The sequence below is a fragment of the Streptomyces varsoviensis genome, assembly GCF_000718635.1.
GTDB lineage: Bacteria > Actinomycetota > Actinomycetes > Streptomycetales > Streptomycetaceae > Streptomyces > Streptomyces varsoviensis.
This window is the reverse complement of record NZ_JOBF01000027.1, coordinates 137,060-154,531: the sequence shown is the minus strand read 5'-3', so window position 1 is coordinate 154,531 and position 17,472 is coordinate 137,060. Positions and strand designations below refer to the sequence as shown.

The window sequence follows — 17,472 nt, the reverse complement described above, 5'->3', positions numbered from 1 at the left end:
GCTACGGGCGTGGGGTCGGTACGGGCAGCGTGCTCATCCGCCCTTCAGCACGCTCTTGATCCCGGCGCGGACCAGCGGGGCGATGTCCTTGGGCGCGCCGGTGACGCTCCACAGGGCGAGCCTGAGCAGCGTCACCGGGGTGATCCGGAGCGAGCGGGCGGCGGGGTCGTCGAGTTTGAAGGCGGCGGGCACGAACTCCGCCTCGCGGACGGACCGGAAGATCCGCTCGCTCGCGGTACGGGCGTCCAGCTCCCCGGCGGCGACCGCCGCGCACGTGGCCCCGGCCGCGGTGAACAGCCGGTGATAGCCCTCGTGTCCGGCGAAGACGTGGCCGCGGTGCGGGACCGTCTCCAGGGCCCGCAGGGCCGCGTCGCCGCCCGTCGAGCGGAGTTCGGACCACGCGGCCAGGAGGGGGAACCCGCCGAAGCGGAAGCCGGCTTCGAGGACGAAGAGCACGGCCCGTACGAGCGCCGGGTCGCACAGCGACGCGTGCACCATGGCGGCCAGCTCGTCATTGGCGGCGAGCTGATCGCGCGTCAACTCGCCGACCTCGGCGAACCGTTCAGTCGAGAAGTCGCCGTCCCGCACGGCGTCCAGCAGCCGCCGCGCGAGGGCGTTCACGGCCTCCAGGGTCAGCCCGAGCCCCCGCGAGATGAACGGGTCGACGTAGCCCGCCGCGTCCCCGATGAGGCACCAGCGGTCGCCGACCGTGCGGCTCGCCGCGTACTGGTTCCGTTCCGTCGCGAGCCACGGACCCTCGGCCGCCGCGTACGCGAACTGGTCGACCAGTGTGGGGAATCGGGCGACGAAGGCGCGGAACTCCTCCTCCGGCGTCCGCCCCGGCCCCTCGCGCGGCGGGAACCGGCGGGCGTCCAGCGTCAGGGCGACGCTGAACAGCCCGCCCGTGGAGTCCGGGTGGTTGCCCAGCGGCAGCACCGCGAGGTAGGCGCCGTCCGTGAGGTGGTGCATGCTCCCCCGGTGCCAGGGCAGGGCCGGCCGGTAGGCGGCGGCCCGGTCCGCGACCGCGTCGGCGAACGGCCGTACCCCCGTCATATGGGCGGCGAGCGTCCGGCTGGCCGTGGCGAAGGGTGCGGGCTCCTGCCGCAGTCCCAGCGCGGACACCAGCGGCGAGTCGGGCCCGGAGGCGTCCACCAGGTACCGGGCCCGGACCTCGGTGCCGTCGGAGAGCCGCACGGCCGCGCCGTCCGGGCCCGCCGCCGCCCCGCTGACCTTGCCGCCCCGGCGCACGTCGGCGCCCCGCTCCCGCGCGCAGCGCAGCAGGTAGGCGTCGATGTCGGGGCGGTGGAAGTGCGGTTCGGGCGGCGCGCCCTTGGGCGGGCAGACCTGGAGCAGTTCGGCCGGGTCCTGGGGCCGGCCCTCGCGGTGGTAGACGAAGCTGTGGCAGTGCTCGGCGCCGACGGTCCGGGTGACGTGCGTGTGGATGTCCTTCACGGTCGCCAGCCGGGCCAGCTCCGGCGCCTTGTACCGCTCCGCGAGCACCCGGAAGAGCCCGGCGGCGTGCACGCCCATCTCCCCGGGCGGGAAGGGCGGCGGCTGGGCGGCGTCGATGACCGTGACGCGCGCGCCGCCCGCGGCGAGCACGGTCGCCAGGGTCGCCGCGGGCAGCGAGCCGCCGAGGATGACGACATCACGGAGGTCCCCGTCCTGGGGGCGGCGGTGCGGCGGTCGGGGTGCGCGGTCGGGCGTGTTCATGGCTTCTCCTTCCGGGGCCGCTCGGCGGACTGGCCGGGTACGGGATCACGTACGGACCGCACGGACGCGGACCCCTCGGATACGGGCCCATCGAGTGCGGGCCCCTCGGGCGCGGGCAGGAAGCCCGTACGCACCATCCAGCCGAAGTAGGTGTCGAGGAGGGCGTCGTCGAGCGGCGGGCAGGTGATGCCGCTGCCGTCCAGTGCGCGCCGCACGTTGTCGACGCGGTAGGTCATGGAGTCCTGGCCGACCCGGACGATCTCGCTGATGGTGTCGATGAGCGGGGACAGCGCGTTGTCCTCCAGCCCCACCCCGGCGCGGAACTCCGCCACCCACTCGGGCCCCGGCCGCCGGCCGACCCGCCAGCCGCCCCGCTGGAGGTAGCCGACGAGTTCGGCGAAGGTGATCCGCTCGGGGTTGAGGAGGTGGAAGTTCTGCCCGAAGCCGGCCGTCTTCGAGGCGTGCACGAGGGCCCGGCTCACATAGTCGGCGGGGGTCATCTCGACGAGCATGTCGAGTTCGGGCGCCGTGCCGAACTGGACGCAGCCCTTGATGACCGAGCAGGTGAAGCTGGTGGTGACGCAGGTGCCGCGGCGCGAGTCGCCCATGATCTGGCCGAGCCGGTAGATGTTGACCGGCACGCCCCGCTCCCGCGCGGCGAAGACCAGCCGCTCCGCCGCCCACTTGGTCTGGAGGTAGCCGTTGGGCAGCCGCCCGGCCCGGCCGAGGTCGTCGTCCTCGGCGAAGGTGCTGGTCAGGTCCTCGGGCACGCCCCAGACCCCGAATGTCGAGACGTGGCTGACGGGGGTCAGCGGCCCTCGGCAGGCCAGCCGCAGGATCTCCTCGGTGCCTTGGACATTGGCGGCCCGTAGCTGCTGGTAGCTGTGGATGAAGTTGACGTTGGCGCCGTTGTGGTAGATGGCGTCGACGCGGTGCGCGAGCGCGTCGAAGGCGTCCTCGGTGAGGCCGAGGAGCGGCCGGGACAGGTCGCCGGGCACCGCCACGATCCGCTTCTCGTCCCCTTCGCGCCAGTTCAGGTAGCGTTCGGCGGCCGACCGCAGCCGCTCCAGGCCGGCGTCCGGGTCGTCGGCGCGTACGAGGCAGTGGACCGTGGCGTCGGTGGAGCGCAGCAGTTCGTCCAGGAGGAACACGCCGACGAAGCCGGTGGCCCCCGTGAGGAGGACGTCGGAGGGGTCGCGCCAGGCGTCGCCCGGTTCGGCGTGGCCGGCGGAGGGCCGGATGTCCGGGTCGAGTACGGCGTCGGCCCGGAGCACGGCCGGGTCCGTCCAGTCGGGCCCCGCCGCCGTGGCGCCGCGCTCGGCGGCGCCCGGCAGCTCGTGGTCCCGTTCGGCGTGCGCGGTGATCAGCGCGGACCAGTCGGCGACGGTGGGCCGCTCGAAGAGTTCGCGCGGCGAGAGGCTGATCGCCAGCTCGGTCTTGCAGGCCGTCACCACCTGCATCACCATCAGCGAGTCCGCTCCGAGTTCGAGCAGGTCGGCGCCTGCGTCGAGCTCCTCGGCGGGGGTCCACAGCATGGCGGCGAGCAGGTCCCGGAGGCGGGCGGCGACGAGTCCGGGCCGCGCGCCGGGGTCCGCTTCGGTGAGCCGCGCCAGCAGGTCGGGGGCGGCACCGCCGTCGGGTTCGCCCGCGGCCTCGGCGGTACGCGCCGTGGGCACGGCCGCGGCCGTACGGTCGCCCCCGGGCACAGCGGCCTCCCGCTCCTGGAACCAGTACCGCTGCCGCTGGAACGCGTAGGTGGGCAGGTCCACGGGAACCACGGGCGCCCCCGTGCCGGCGTGCACGGCCTGCCAGTCCACCGGGGCCCCGAGCACGTACAGGCCGCCGAGCGCCGTGCGGATCTGCTCGGCGTCGTCGGCGGTGCGGCGCAGCGAGGCGAGCCAGGTGCGGTCGGGCCCGGGGAGGGCCGTGGCGCCGAGGCCCAGCAGGGTGCGGCCGGGCCCGGCCTCCAGGAAGGCGGTGAACCCGAGCCGGTCCAGGGTGCGCAGCCCCTCGGCGAACCGCACGGTCCGCCGGGCGTGCCGGCACCAGTAGTCGGGGTCGGCGAGGGTGTCGGGGCCGACGGCCTCGCCGGTCAGGTTGGAGATGACGGGGACGCGCGGCGCGGCGCAGGCGACGCGCGCGGCGGTGGCACGCAGCTCGGCGAGGGCCGGCTCGACCAGGGGCGAGTGGAAGGCGTGCGAGACGCGCAACCGCCGCGCCCGGACCCCGCGCCCGGCGAGGCGGGCCGCCACCCGGTCGACGGCGTCGGCGGCGCCGGACAGCACGCACTCGCGCTCGCCGTTCACGGCGGCCAGCGCGAGGGGCCCGCCGTCGGCCTCGGCCTCCCGCGCCGCCTCGGCGGCGGGCAGCGGCACGGCGAGCATCGCGCCCGGCTCGCAGAGCCGCTGCATCAGCGAGGCGCGCGCGGTGACCAGCGTGAGCGCGTCCTCCAGGCCGAACACCCCGGCCACACAGGCCGCCGCGTACTCCCCGACGCTGTGGCCCAGTACGGCGCCGGGCCGGATGCCCCAGGAGTGCCAGAGCCGGGACAGCGCGTACTCGACGGCGAACAGCGCCGGCTGGGTATACGCGGTGCGGTCCAGGAGCGCGGTGTCCTTCGGCTCCCCGTACAGCACGTCGAGCAGCGGCCGGTCGAGGTGTCCGCGCAGCAGGGCGTCGCACTCGTCGAGCGCGGCCCGGAAGGCGGGTTCGGTCTCATAGAGCCCGCGCCCCATGCCGGGGTACTGGCTGCCCTGACCGGTGAACAGAAACGCAATCTTTGCTCGCCGCCGGGGCGCGGCCCGCCCGCTCACAACGCCCGGCGCACTCCGCCCGGCGGCGAACTGCCGAAGTTGGGAGCCGAGCCCAGCAACAGAAGGAGCAACTACCGAAAGCCGATAAGGAAGTTGAGCCCGCCCCAGGGCGGCGGCCCGGCAGATGTCCGCGAGCGAACCGCCACCCCCAGCCGAGCCCACACCCACACCCGCCCCCGTACGAGCGTCCCCACCCGACCAGCCGCGGACGGCCGGCTCGACGGCACGGTCACCGCGGCTCGCCTCGCCGATGACCGTCGCCGGGCCGGCGTCCGTAAAACCGCCTTGTCCTACGGGCCCGCTCACCGCTCCGTTCCCGGCGGCGGGCTCGCTTGGGAGGCCGAGGCGGGTGGCATAGCGGGCGGCGAGGTCGTCGAGGGCGGCGCGGGAGGCGGCGGACAGGACGAGGAGTTCGTGGGAGCGGCGAGGCGCCGCGAGGGCCGGCTGGGCCGGGGGCGGTTCGGGGGCGGGGGCCTCGCCCAGGATCAGGTGGACGTTGGTGCCGCTCACGCCGAAGGAGCTGACGCCCGCGTAGCGGCCGTCCGGCGCGGCGGGCCAGGGGGTGGGGGCGGTGGGCACGGTGAGGTGCAGCCGGTCCCAGTCCACGTTGGGGTTGGGCTCGGTGAAGTGAAGGCTGGGAGGGATGCGCCCGTGCTGGAGGCAGAGCGCGAGCTTCATCAGCCCGGCCGCGCCGGCGGCGGCCTCCAGGTGGCCGACGTTCGTCTTCACCGACCCGACGTACACGCGCCGCTCCGCCGGCCGGCCCGGCCCCAGCACCGCTTCCAGCGCCCGGAGTTCGATGGGGTCGCCGAGCATCGTGCCCGTGCCGTGCGCCTCCACGTACCCGATCCCCGCGGGCGCGACCTCGGCGTCGGCGAGGGCCGCCCGTATCACCTCCTGCTGCGCCGGGCCGCTGGGCACCGAGATGCCGCTGGAGCGCCCGTCGTGATTGACGGCGCTGCCGTGGATGACGGCCACCACCGGGTCGCCGTCCGCGACCGCGTCCGTCAGCCGCTTCAGTACGACGACGCCGCAGCCCTCGCCGCGCGCGTAGCCGTCGGCCGACGCCGCGAACGCCTTGGAGCGCCCGTCGGGCGCGAGCGCCCCCGCCTTGCTGACCAGCACGAACCCGTACGGCGTCAGCATCAGGTTCACCCCGCCGGCGAGCGCGAGGTCGCACTCGCCGCGGCGCAGGCTCTGGCACGCGAGATGGGCGGCGAGCAGCGAGGACGAGCAGGCCGTGTCGACGACGTGCGCGGGGCCGCGCAGCCCGAAGTGGTAGGCGACGCGCCCCGCCAGGAACGCGGGCTCGGCCATCAACTGGTACGCGTCCACATCGGCCGCCTCGGCGAGCTGCTGCCGCATCCGCGCGTAGTCGCTGGTACTGGCGCCGAGGAAGACCCCGGTCGCGCTGCCGGTCAGGCCGTCGGGGGCGATCCCCGCGCGCTCCAGCGCCTCCCACGCCACCTCCAGCACCAGCCGCTGCTGCGGGTCCATCGCCACGGCCTCGGCCGGTGAGATGCCGAAGAGCTCGGCGTCGAACGCGTCGGGCCGTTCGATGAATCCGCCCTCCACGCAGTACGCCTTGCCCGGTGCCTCGGGGTCCGCGTCGTACACGGCGTCCGCGTCGCCCCGCTCGGCCGGGAAGCGCCGCACGGTGTCGACGCCGTCGCTGAGCACCCGCCAGAACTCCTCCGGGGAGTCCGCCCCGCCGGGAAAGCGGCAGCCCATGCCGACGATCGCGACGGGCCCGTCCGTCTGCTGGTACTGCTCCAGCCGGGTCCGTAGCTGCGCGATCCGGTCGAGGGCCTGGGCCAGCCTGGCCCGGTCGTCCATGTCCCTTCCGGTCATTGCTCCGCCTCTCCGCGGTACGTGATGTCGGTACGGGCCTGGGCCCGGGTACGGGCGTGCGCGCGGGTACGGGCCGGGCGCCCGAGGCCCAGGGCGTCATCGACCCCGGCCATCTCGCGCTCGAAGCGGGCCGCGAGATCGTCGCCGTGCCCGGGGGCGTCGGGGGCGGCCTCCGGGGCGGGCGCGCCGATGCCGGCGCGGGCCGGGGGCGACTCGGGGTCGGGGTCGGGGCCGGGGCCGGGCTCCGTGGTGGGCACTTCCGTCTCGGACACGTCCGTCGCGAGTACGTCCGTAGCCAGGTACTCGGCGAGCGCCTCGGCGTTGGGGCATTCGAAGATGAGGGTGTTGGGCAGCGAGCACCCGAACCGCCGTTGGAGGGCGCGCTTCATCTCCATCGACGTGACCGAGTTCATGCCCAGGTCGAAGAAGCCCTGCCGGGGGTCGAGTTCGTCGTCCGAGTCAGCGCCGAGCGCGGCGGCCGCCTCGGCCAGCACATGGCCCACGAGGGCGTCGTGCCGCGCCTCGGGCTCCAGCGCCGCCAGCTCCCGGCGGAGGGCGATGGCGTGGTCCGTGGTGGGCGTGGCCGCGGGGTCCGCGGCATCCGCGTCGTCCCCCGGCCGGGCCCCGGCCTCGACGGTGTCCGCTACACCAGAGTCGGCCGCCGTCGCCGCCCCGCTCTCCGCTCCGCCCGCCAGCCAGTACCTCTTGTGCTGCCAGGGGTACGCCGGGGTGTCGACGACGCGGCCGCCCGCCGGGTACATGCCGGCCCAGTCGACGGGGACGCCGTGCGCGTGCAGGGCGCCGAGCGAGTCGAGCATGACGGCGAAGTCGTCGCCGCCCCGGCGCAGGGACGGCACGAGGAGGCCCATGGCGCCGAGGTCGCGCAGGTCCTGTTCGATGAAGGTCAGCAGCAGCGGATGGGGCGAGATCTCGACGAAGGTGTCGAAGCCGTCGGCGGCCATGGCCCGTACGGCGGTGGAGAACCGTACGCGGTCGCGCAGGTTGCGGCCCCAGTAGGCGGCGTCGAACGCCTCTCCGCCGAGCGGGCCGCCGGTCACGGCGGAGTAGCAGGGCAGGTCGCCGGGGGCGGGCCGGAGCCAGGCGAGGCGGTCGGCCAGTTCCCGGTCGAGGGGTTCGACGAGCGGGCAGTGCCCGGCGCCCGCGGCGTCGACGCGGCGGGCGAAGACGCGGCGCTTCTTGAGGGCGGCCAGTACCTCGTCGAGCGCGTCGGCGGCGCCGGAGAGCACCGTGCTGCGGGCGCTGTTGTCGAGCGCCACCCACAGCCGGTCCTCGTACCCGGCGAGTGCCGCGGCGGCCTCGGCGGCCGGCAGCCCGACCACCCCCATGGCGCCGTTGCCGGCCAGCCGCTCCTGGACGGCGGCGCGTTCGTGGATGAGCCGCGCCGCGTCCACGATCTCCAGCACCCCGGCCGCCTGGGCCGCCGCCACCTCGCCCATGCTGTGTCCGAGCACGGCGGCGGGCCGGATGCCGAGCGCCTGCCAGCGGCGGGCGAGCGCCGTCTGCACGGCGAAGATCAGTTCCTGCTGACGGGGGCCCGAGGGCGTGTCGGCGCCGCGTTCCAGGTGATCGAGGACCGACCAGCCGGTGTACGGGGCCAGGTGCGCGTCGCACCAGGCCAACGCCTCCCGGAAGGCGGGGTCCTGGCGCAGCAGCAGCCGCGCCATACCCGGCCACTGCGACCCGTGCCCGGAGAAGACGAACGCCACCTTCCGTTCCGCCCCGCCGTCCGCCCGGCCCGTGGAGACGCCGGCCCCCGCTTCCCCGCGCCCGAACTCGGCGAGCCGGTCGGCGAGTTCGGCACGCGTACGGCCGACGACGGTGAGGCGGTGGGCCTGGTGCGCGCGGCGCGTACTCGCGGTGAAGCACACGTCGTGCAGCGGGACTCCGGCCGCTGTGGTGTGCTCGTCCGTTGGTGACGCCACGTCATCAGCACCGACGCTCTCGCCCCCGACGAGCAGCGCGCGGTAGTTGGCGGCCTGCGCGGCCAGCGCCTTCGGGCCGGCCGCCGACAGCGGCAACAGATACGGCCGGCCACCACCGCCCCGCTTCACCCCACGATCCTCCGCCTCCATCGGTGAACTCCCCAGCACCACATGCGCGTTGGTGCCGCTGAAGCCGAAGGCGCTCACCCCTGCCGCGCTGCGGCCCGACGGCCACGGGGTGGTGGCGGTCGGCACGTCGAAGGGGAGGTCGCGCCAGGGGATCTCGGGGCTGGGTTCCTCGAAGTGGAGGTGCGGCGGTATCTCGCCGCGGTTCAGGATCAGTACGGTCTTGATGAGGCCGGCGATCCCCGAAGCGGCTTCCAGGTGGCCGAAGTTGGTCTTCACGGAGCCGACCGCGATCCGCTGCCTTTCGGGTGTCCCGCCGGGACCCGTGGCGAGGCCCGGGGTGAGGGCCGCGCCGAGGGCCTGGAGCTCGATCGGGTCGCCGAGCGGCGTGCCGGTGCCGTGCGCCTCCACGTACCCGATCTCGGCGGGCGCGACCCCGGCGTCGGCGAGCGCCTCGCGGACCAGGGCCTCCTGCGCGGGCCCGTTGGGCACAGTGAGGCCGCTGCTCGGGCCGTCCTGGTTGACGGCCGAGCCGAGGATGGTCGCCAGAATCCGGTCGCCGTCCGCGAGCGCCTTGCCGAGCGGTTTGAGTACGGCCACCCCGCAGCCCTCACCGCGGTTGTAGCCGTCGGCGGCCGCGTCGAAGGTCTTGCACCGCCCGTCGGCGGCGAGCGCGCCCGCCGCTCGGCTGGCGCGGTGGATGGTGGACCGCAGGATGGCGTTGACGCCGCCGACGATCGCCAGGCCGCTCTCCCCGCTCCGCAGGCTGCGCACCGCGAGGTGCACGGCGACCAGCGACGACGAGCAGGCGGTGTCCACGGCCAGGCTCGGGCCGTGCGCCCCCAGGAAGAAGGAGAGACGGCCGGCGGTGGAGCAGAAGGAGTTGCCGGTCCCGAAGAACGCGTCGACGTTCCGCGGGGCGTTGGCGATGAGTTCCGCGTAGTCGTGGGAGTTCATGCCGACGAACACGCCGGTCCGCGTGTCGGCCAGCCGCTCGGGGGTCTGGCCCGCGTGCTCCAGCGCCTCCCAGGCCACTTCGAGGAACAGCCGCTGCTGCGGGTCCATGACCCTCGCCTCGCGCGGCGCGATCCGGAAGAACCGCGGGTCGAAGTGGTCCACCCGGTCCAGCCACGCCCCCAGCCAGCGGCTCCCGTCGTCGAAGCGGCCCGGCGGTGACAGCGCGATGGCATCGGTGCCGTCGCGCAGCATCCGCCAGTAGCCGTCCGGCCCGTCGGCGCCGCCCGGGAAGCGGCAGCCGACGCCGACGACCGCGATGGGCTCGGGCCCTTGCGACCCGGACCGTGGCACGCGCGGCGCGGCGTCGTTCTGCCGCGCGGCGTCGTTCCGCCGCTCGTCGGCGGCCTCGGCCGCCCCCGGCGCGCCCTGCCGGGCCCACAGGTAGTCCGTCAGGCGCTCGACCGTCGGATGGTCGAAGGCCACGGTGGCGGGCAGCGGCCCGAACCGGGCCTGGAGCGCCGTACGCAGCTCCAGCGACGTGAGGGAGTCCATCCCCATGTCGGCGAACCCCTGCCGCCGCCGAACCGCCCCGGGCTCATGCCCCAGCACGTCGGCCGCCGCCCGCGCGACGGTCTCGGCCACCTCGCTCCGCGCGCCCGGAAGACCGGACGGCACTGTGGCACGTACGGCGGCGGGGTCGGGTACGGGCGCGGGCTCGGCCAACGGCGGTGGTACGGGCTCGGGCTCCAGCGCGCGTACGGGTTCGGGCCCTGGCGAGCGTACGGGCGCGGGCTCCGCTGAGCGTACGGGCGCGGGCTCATCGGCAGGCCGCAGCACGCGTTCCGCGGTGGAGGCCGCCTCGCCTCCCTCCCCCGCACGCTCTCCCGCCCGCTCCCCCGGCGCGCCGGGGCTGATCCAGTACCTCTGCTTCTGCCACGGGTAGGACGGAAGCTTCACCGGGCGCCCGCCCGTCGGCGGCACCGCGGCCCAGCGGACCTCGGCACCGGCCGCGTACAGCGCGCCCAGCGACGTGAGCAGCGTCCGCGGTGCGGCCACATCCCGGCGCAGCGACGGTACGACCAGGCCGTCCTCCATGCCGCTGTCCTCGAAGGCGTGGGTGAGGGGCAGGGCCAGGACCGGGTGCGGGCCGATTTCCAGGAAGGTGCGGTGGCCTTGGGCCAGCAGGGTGTCGACGGCGGCGGCGAAGCGGACGGGTTCGCGGATGTTGCGGACCCAGTGCGCGGCGTCGAAGAGCCGCCCGTCGCCGTCGCCATCGCCGCTGTCGTCCCCCGCCGGGGTGGTCGTGGCGACGGGCACCGTGGGCGGCGCGGCCCGCAGGCCGTCGAGCAGTTCGGCCAGCGGCGCCTGGTAGGGCTCCATGGGCGGGCTGTGGAACGGGTAGTCGCCGGGCAGCGCCCGGCAGCCGACGCCCCGGCCGGCGAGGTCGGCCAGCAGTTTGCCCAGCGCTTCCGCGTCGCCGGAGACCACGGTCGTGCGGGAGCTGTTGGCGGCGGCCGGCCACAGCAGCCCCTCGTACGGGCCGAGGGCGCGCCGCGCCGCGTCCTCGGGGAGGTCGAGTACGGCCATCCGGCCGCGCCCGGCCGACGCGGCGAGCAGCCGGCCGCGGTGGACGGCGACTCGCGCGGCGTCGTCGAGGGTGAGCGCGCCCGCGACGTACGCGGCGGCGATCTCGCCCATGCTGTGGCCGACGACGGCCGTGGGCCGGATGCCCCAGGCGCGCCAGAGCGCGGCGAGCGCCACCTGCACGGCGAAGATCACGGGCTGTGCGTACTCGGTGCGGTGCAGCCGGGACTCGTCCGCGGGCCTGGCGGTCTCCTCCCTCGGCGACCAGCCCGCGTGCTCCAGCACCAGCGCGTCGCAGGCGTCGAACGCGTCGCGGAAGGCGTCGTATCCGGTGTCGTGGCCGCTGCCGTACTCGCTGCCTTGGCCACTGTCGTCGTGGCCGCCGCCCTGGCCGCTGTCGGGTGCGAGCAGTTCGCGGGCCATGCCGGGCCATTGGGCCCCTTGCCCGGAGAAGGCCAGCACGATCCCCGGCCCCTCCCCCGCCCCGTCGTTCTCCAGGTCGCGGCCGCCTGTGCTGAGGCCCTGCGGCGCCTCGCCGTCGAGGAACGCGCCCAGCTTGGACGCGAGTTCGGCCGTACTGCCGCCGGTGACGGCGAGCCGGTGCTCGGCGTGGTGCGCGCGGCGCACGCCCGCCGTGTGAGCGAGGTCGCGCGGAGCGGGCGGCGCTTCCCCGGTCAGCCGGTCGCGGTAGGAGCGGGCCAGCGCGGTGAGGGCCGCTCCGTCACGCGCGGAGATGGGCAGCAGCACGGGCCCGGGACGCTCCGGGACGCGGGGGCGGGAGCGCTCCGGCGCCCCGGCGGTGTTCCCTTCCGCGGCGCGAGCCGTCGCCCCCCACGCCCCCTCCGGCGCCGCCTCGATGATCACGTGGGCGTTGGTGCCGCTGAGGCCGAAGGCGCTGATGCCGGCGAGCCGGGGCCGGCCGTCGTCGGCGGCGGGCAGCGGGGTGAGTTCGGTGGGGACGGTGACGGGCCAGTCCCAGCGGATGCGCGGGTTGCGCTCGCGGATGTGGAGGGTGGCGGGGAGCTGCCCGTACCGGAGGATCAGGGCGGCCTTGAGCAGTCCGGCGACGCCCGCGGCGGCGTCCATGTGGCCGAAGTTGCTCTTCAGGGAGCCTATGGCGAGCGGGCGGTGCTCGGGGCGGCCGGCGCCCAGTACGGTGCGCAGCGCGCCCACTTCGATGGGGTCGCCCAGGGGTGTGCCGGTGCCGTGGGCCTCCACGTAGTCGATGTCGGTGGGCGCGGCGCCCGCGGCGGCGAGCGCGTCGGTGAGCAGCCGCTGCTGGGCGGCGCCGCTGGGCACGGTGAGCCCGGCGCTGGCGCCGTCGTGGTTGACGGCGGAGCCGCGGATCACGGCGAGGATGTCGTCGCCGTCGGCGAGCGCGTCGGAGAGGCGTTTGAGTACGACGACGGCGCATCCCTCGCCTCGTACGATGCCGTCGGCCGCGGCGTCGAAGGGCTTGCAGCGCCCGTCGCTGGACATGGCGCGGACCTTGCACAGGAAGATGCTGAGTTCCGGGGAGAGGATCAGGTTGACGCCGCCCGCGAGGGCGATGTCGGCCTCGCGGGCGCGCAGGCTCTGGCAGGCGAGGTGGACGGCGACGAGCGAGGAGGAGCAGGCGGTGTTGACGGACATGCTGGGGCCCTGGAGCCCGAGCACGTGGGAGATTCGGCCGGGGCCGAAGCTGAACTCGCGCCCGCTGGCGTACCAGGCGCCGATGCCGTCCAGTCCGGCCTGCCGGGCGTGCAGCAGGGTGTAGTCCATGCCGATGACGCCGGTGAACACGGCGGCCCGGGTGCCGGCCAGGGCGGTGGGCGACTGGCCGGCGTCCTCCAGGGCCTCCCAGGCGACCTCCAGCAGCAGCCGCTGCTGGGGGTCCATCTCGTGGGCCTCGCGGGGCGCGATTCCGAAGAACGCCGGGTCGAACCGGTCGACGCCGGCCAGGAACGAGCCCCACCTGCTGTACATGGCACCGCGCCGGCGCGGGTCCGGGTCGTAGTAGCGGTCCACGTCCCAGCGTTCCGGCGGGACCTCCTCGATGGCGTCGGTCCCGGTGCGCAGGAGCCGCCAGAACTCCGGGAGCGCGTCGGCCCCGCGGGGGAACCGGCAGCCCGCTCCCACCATGGCGATCGCTTCGTGCATCGGCGCGTTCCCTCCAACAACTGCTGCGGCCCGGACGGTGGACGGTCGTACGGTCAGATCACGGTCAGAACAGGGGCGCCGCGCTGGGGGCGCGGAGCGAACCGAGGTGCTTGTGCCACAGGTGGTCGGGGTTCTCCTCGACCTGCCGGGTGATCTCGCGCATGGCGGCGAGCGCCTTGGGCTCGGTGTCGTCGTAGACGTCGCCCTGGAGCATCTTGAGGACGTCCATGCGGTACTTCGGGTCCTGCACGAAGGCCGTGAACAGGATGTTCAGCCGGTAGTAGATGGAGATGAACTCGTACCAGTTGCCGACCGCGCGGCGCAGTTTGGTCTCGTACGTGTGGAACGAGCCCTTGCTGAAGTCGCCTTTCTCCGCGGCGGCGATGACATCGCCGGACAGCAGCCGGGCGCCGTTGAGGGCGACGCTGACGCCGCTGGAGAAGATCGGGTCGACGAAGCGGGCGGCGTCGCCGACGAGGGCCCAGCCGTCGCCGCAGATCTGCTTCATGGCGTAGCTGTAGTCGCCCTCGGCCTTGAACGGGCGGACCTGCTGGGAGTTCTTGAGGGCGTCGCGCAGGTCGGGGCGGCTGCCGACGCACTCCCAGAAGAAGCCTTCGAGGTCCGAGCTGGACGCTTTGAAGTGTTTCTTCTGGGTGACGACGCCGACGCTGGTGACGGTGTCGGTGATCGGGATCTGCCAGACCCAGGTGTCGGTGACGGGGAGGAAGTGGATGAAGATGTAGTCCGCCTGTTCCTTGTTGACCGCGAGGGCGGAGCGGTCGAGGCGGTCGAACCAGGTGTGGACGGCATACTGGTTGAACACCGGGTCGCTGACCTTGAGCCCGAGCTGCCGGCCGAGGAACGTGCCGCGGCCGCTGGCGTCGATGACCATGCGCACCGTGACCGAGGATTCGCCGGCGCCGAGCGGGAAGATGATCCGGGGCCGGGGCCCGGAGAAGTCGACGCGGCGGATGCGGATGCCCTCGTAGACCTTGGCGCCGAGGCTGTTCGCGTGCTGGAGCAGCAGGAGGTCGAATTTCCCGCGGTCCACGTGGTAGGTGTAGTCCTGGTTGACGCCGAGCTGTTCGCGTTCGTGGAATTCGACCTCGGCGGCCCGGAAGCCGTGCGACATTCCCTTGAACCCCATGGTGGGGATGGACTGTTCGGTGGCCGAGGTCCAGGCGGCCCCGTATTTCCTGGGGAACGCGGCCTCTTCCATCTGCGGCAGGAACCCGATGTCGGCGAGTACGGGCGTGGTGGCGGGTATCAGCGATTCGCCGACGTGTTCGCGGGGGAAGAGATCGCCCTCGAACACTACACAGTTCAGACCGGCCTTGGACAGGTAGGAAGCGGCCGTGGCGCCGGCCGGACCCCCGCCGATGATGCCGATATCGAAGTCAACCTCAGACACAGCTCTCCCCTTCTGTCCTTCTCTTCTTCTCTTCTTCTGTGTTCATTCCTCGTCGACGCGGAACAGCGGGAAATAGGAATCCAGTTGTCCCGTCGCGTAGTCGCGCGCGAGTTCCGGTATCTCGTCGAAGCGGTAGACGCGCTGGTCGCCCACTTCGAGCATCCAGCCCGACCGCTCCTGGAATTCGAGGATGTCCTCGATGTCGTGGAAGCAGCAGGCGTGGGTGTGGACGTGGATATGGCGTTTGATGCACTCGTTGGCGCGTACGGTCTCCAGCCGCATGCCGTGCTTCCAGCCGACGGTGGTGAGCACCCCTTGGCGGCCGAGGGCCCGCAGGGTCGCCCGGTGCACGGGCCGGCCGATGTTGTCGATGACGACGGCGGCCCCGCGGCGCCCGCTGAGTTCGCTCACAATCTTCAGGAACGTCCGCTCGGACTGGCGGTAGCGCTGCCGGAATCCGGCGTCGGCGGCCATCCGGTCCGCGTCGTGGTCGAGGTCGGGGAAGAGCCGCCGGTCCACCGGGATCATGCCCTTGGCCTCGATCTCGGCGAGCCGCCGCGGATTGCCGGAGGCCATGGCGGCGCGGAAGCCGGCGCGCTGGGCGAGTTCGAGTTCGGCCACGGCCACGCCGCCGCCCCAGCCGAAGGCGAGCGGCGGCGGGTCCATGTCCGCCGGGTCCGTACGCACCTGGGAGCGCCAGCAGGCGTGGGCGACCTTCCAGTTGTCCCATGCCGTCCAGTAGCGCCCGTAGGAGGCGGCCCACTGCTGGAGCGAGTAGCGGGTGTCCTTGGGCAGGGGCAGCAGCAGGTGTTCGCCGATCTTCGTGCGGCGGGCCAGGACGCCCGTGGTGCCGGGGGCGTCGTAGGCGTGCACGAGTTTGACGTAGCCGTCCTGGTCGGTACGGGCGAACGCCTGGATCAGGCAGAGGTCGCCCTCCTTGACGCGGGTGACCGCCTTCCCCGGGCGCTCGACGCGGACGACTCCGAAATTGCCGATGACCATGCGGTCCTCGCCGCGCTGGCGGCACACGTCCACCGGGGTGCGGTCCAGGGCGTGGCTCATGTTCGCTTCCCAGGAGCCGTAGAGCGGCGCCACCAGGACTTCGTTCTCGGTGATATCCGGAAAACTGAATTCTTCCCGCACCAGTTCTCCGGGTACAGGATCTCCGGATTCCTGGTGTGCGGGTCCCGCATGCAATACCCATGCATCGGTGGTGATCACCTGAGTAGGCCCCTCGGTGAGTTCGGAATCTGCCACGGCCGGGTACTCGTCGGCCCTTGGCGCAACGCATGGAAATCTACGTTCGAAGGGTTCTGTCCGTCTTCCGTCGGCCTGATGAATTCACCGGGCACCACCAAAGGATGAGCGCTCATCCTTTGGTGCGAGCGGGCCGAGGCTCAGCGGCCCGGTGACCGCGGGGCGGGGCCCGGTGGCCGCGGGGCGAGAGCCGGTGGGGCGGGCGGGCCGTCCGGCGAGGGCGGGGCAGCGCTTGGGGGGCTCGGGGCGGAGCCCATGGCGTGGGCGCCGCCGTCGGCGTGCACGATCTCGCCCGTGACGGCGGGCAGCCAGTCGGAGAGCAGGGCGCAGACGACGCGCGCGACGGGCTCGGCGTCGGCGGGGTCCCAGCCCAGCGGCGCGCGGTCGGGCCACGGCCCGCTCACCGCCTCCGCGCCGGGGATGGCCCGCGCGGCGGCGGTGTGCAGGGGCCCGGCCGCGACCAGGTTGACGCGCGTTCCCTGGCCGCCGAGGTCGCGGGCCAGGTAGCGGCAGCAGCTCTCCAGCGCGGACTTGGCGACGCCCATCCAGTCGTACGCGGGCCAGGCGACGCGGCCGTCGAAGTCCAGGCCGACCACCGAGCCGCCGCCCGCCGCGGCCAGCAGCGCGCCGAGGCCCCGGCCGAGGGCCACGAACGAGTACGCCGAGACGTGCAGGGACGCGGCGACCGCCGGCCAGGGCGCGGTCAGGAAGCCGCCGCCGAGGATGTGCGGCGGGGCGAAGGCCGCCGCGTGCAGCGCGCCGTCGAGCCGGCCCCACCGCGCGTCGAGGTCCTTCGCCACGGCGGCGATGTGGTCCTCGCGGGTCACGTCGAGCTCCAGCACGTCCGGCGGGTCCGGCAGCCGCCGGGCCACCCGCTCGGTCAGCCGCAGCCCGCGCCCGTAGCCGGTGAGTACGAGCGCGGCGCCCTGCTCCTGGGCGAGGCGCGCCACTCGCCAGGCGATCGACGACTCGGTCAGCACCCCGGTGACGAGAAGGCGTTTGTTCTCCAGCAGCATGGTCGGCTCTCCCGCTTCCCGTAGCTGACCTGACGTGACGTCATGGCCTCGGCGTCTTCCGGCCCTCCAGAATTCACGTGCCGGAAGCGGGTGAATACGGCCGCACGTCCTCATTCTTTGGGAGGGGGTGGGGCGCGGGACCGCGCCGCCGATTCCCCAGCAGTGATGACGATTTCGCGCGGCGCGAGCCGATACGGTGCCGGAACCGAGGTTCTTGGAACACGCCATGCCGGAGTGTGTGATGCCTGTGACGCCGAAGATCAAATACCTTTCCGCGGAGTATCTGGCGGAGTTGGAAAAGCGCGGCGGCCGAATGCCCGAGAAGCCGGGGCTCGACCTGGAGATCCAGCACATCATCCGGGAGGCGCCGGAGGGCGGCGAGATCGCGTACTACTTCCGCATCCGTGACGGCCGGCTCGTGGAGGCCCGGCGCGGCACGCTGGAACAGCCCATGTGCTCGCTGCGGATGGCGTACAAGACCAGCGTCAAGCTGACGACGCGGGAGATGAAGGCCCTCGTGGGCCTGGTGACGGGCAAGATCCGGCCGGGCGGCGACGTGGCGCGCCTGCGCTCGATGATCCCCTCGCTCCAGTCGCCGGAGTTCATCGCCCTAACGGACGAGGTGCACGCGATGACCGAGTACTGAGCCCGCCTCCCACGGC

At 73.8% G+C, this 17,472-nt stretch carries 7 protein-coding genes; 1 reads left to right on the top strand and 6 read right to left on the bottom strand.

What is annotated here, in order from left to right:
* Positions 1–33: 33 nt before the first annotated feature.
* The 6 genes from IF55_RS30435 to fabI form a co-directional block, all read right to left on the bottom strand.
* Positions 34–1,713: an NAD(P)/FAD-dependent oxidoreductase gene (locus tag IF55_RS30435; protein ID WP_048832772.1), complete on the bottom strand. Its 1,680-nt coding sequence runs from the start codon at positions 1,711–1,713 to the stop codon at positions 34–36.
* Positions 1,710–6,377, bottom strand: coding sequence for a type I polyketide synthase (locus tag IF55_RS30430; RefSeq protein WP_078645531.1), 4,668 nt, complete (start codon positions 6,375–6,377; stop codon positions 1,710–1,712). The genes IF55_RS30435 and IF55_RS30430 overlap by 4 nt, the downstream gene beginning before the upstream one ends.
* Positions 6,374–13,126, bottom strand: coding sequence for a type I polyketide synthase (locus tag IF55_RS30425; protein WP_048832768.1), 6,753 nt, complete (start codon positions 13,124–13,126; stop codon positions 6,374–6,376). The genes IF55_RS30430 and IF55_RS30425 overlap by 4 nt, the downstream gene beginning before the upstream one ends.
* Before the next feature lie 64 nt (positions 13,127–13,190).
* Complete coding sequence (locus tag IF55_RS30420) at positions 13,191–14,537, bottom strand: NAD(P)/FAD-dependent oxidoreductase (protein ID WP_030877505.1); 1,347 nt, start codon at positions 14,535–14,537, stop codon at positions 13,191–13,193.
* A 42-nt stretch (positions 14,538–14,579) separates the two neighbouring features.
* On the bottom strand, positions 14,580–15,680 hold the full coding sequence (locus tag IF55_RS30415) for an MDR/zinc-dependent alcohol dehydrogenase-like family protein (protein WP_245661517.1): 1,101 nt from the start codon (positions 15,678–15,680) through the stop codon (positions 14,580–14,582).
* A gap of 254 nt (positions 15,681–15,934) precedes the next feature.
* Entirely contained in the window at positions 15,935–16,810 is an 876-nt protein-coding gene (gene fabI / locus IF55_RS30410; RefSeq protein ID WP_048832767.1) for an enoyl-ACP reductase FabI, read from the bottom strand.
* Positions 16,811–17,051: 241 nt separating this feature from the next.
* Here fabI and IF55_RS30405 point away from each other — a divergent pair, with 241 nt between their 5' ends.
* A complete protein-coding gene (locus IF55_RS30405; RefSeq protein WP_157854280.1) occupies positions 17,052–17,456 on the top strand; it encodes a hypothetical protein in 405 nt (134 codons plus the stop codon).
* Positions 17,457–17,472: the final 16 nt, after the last annotated feature.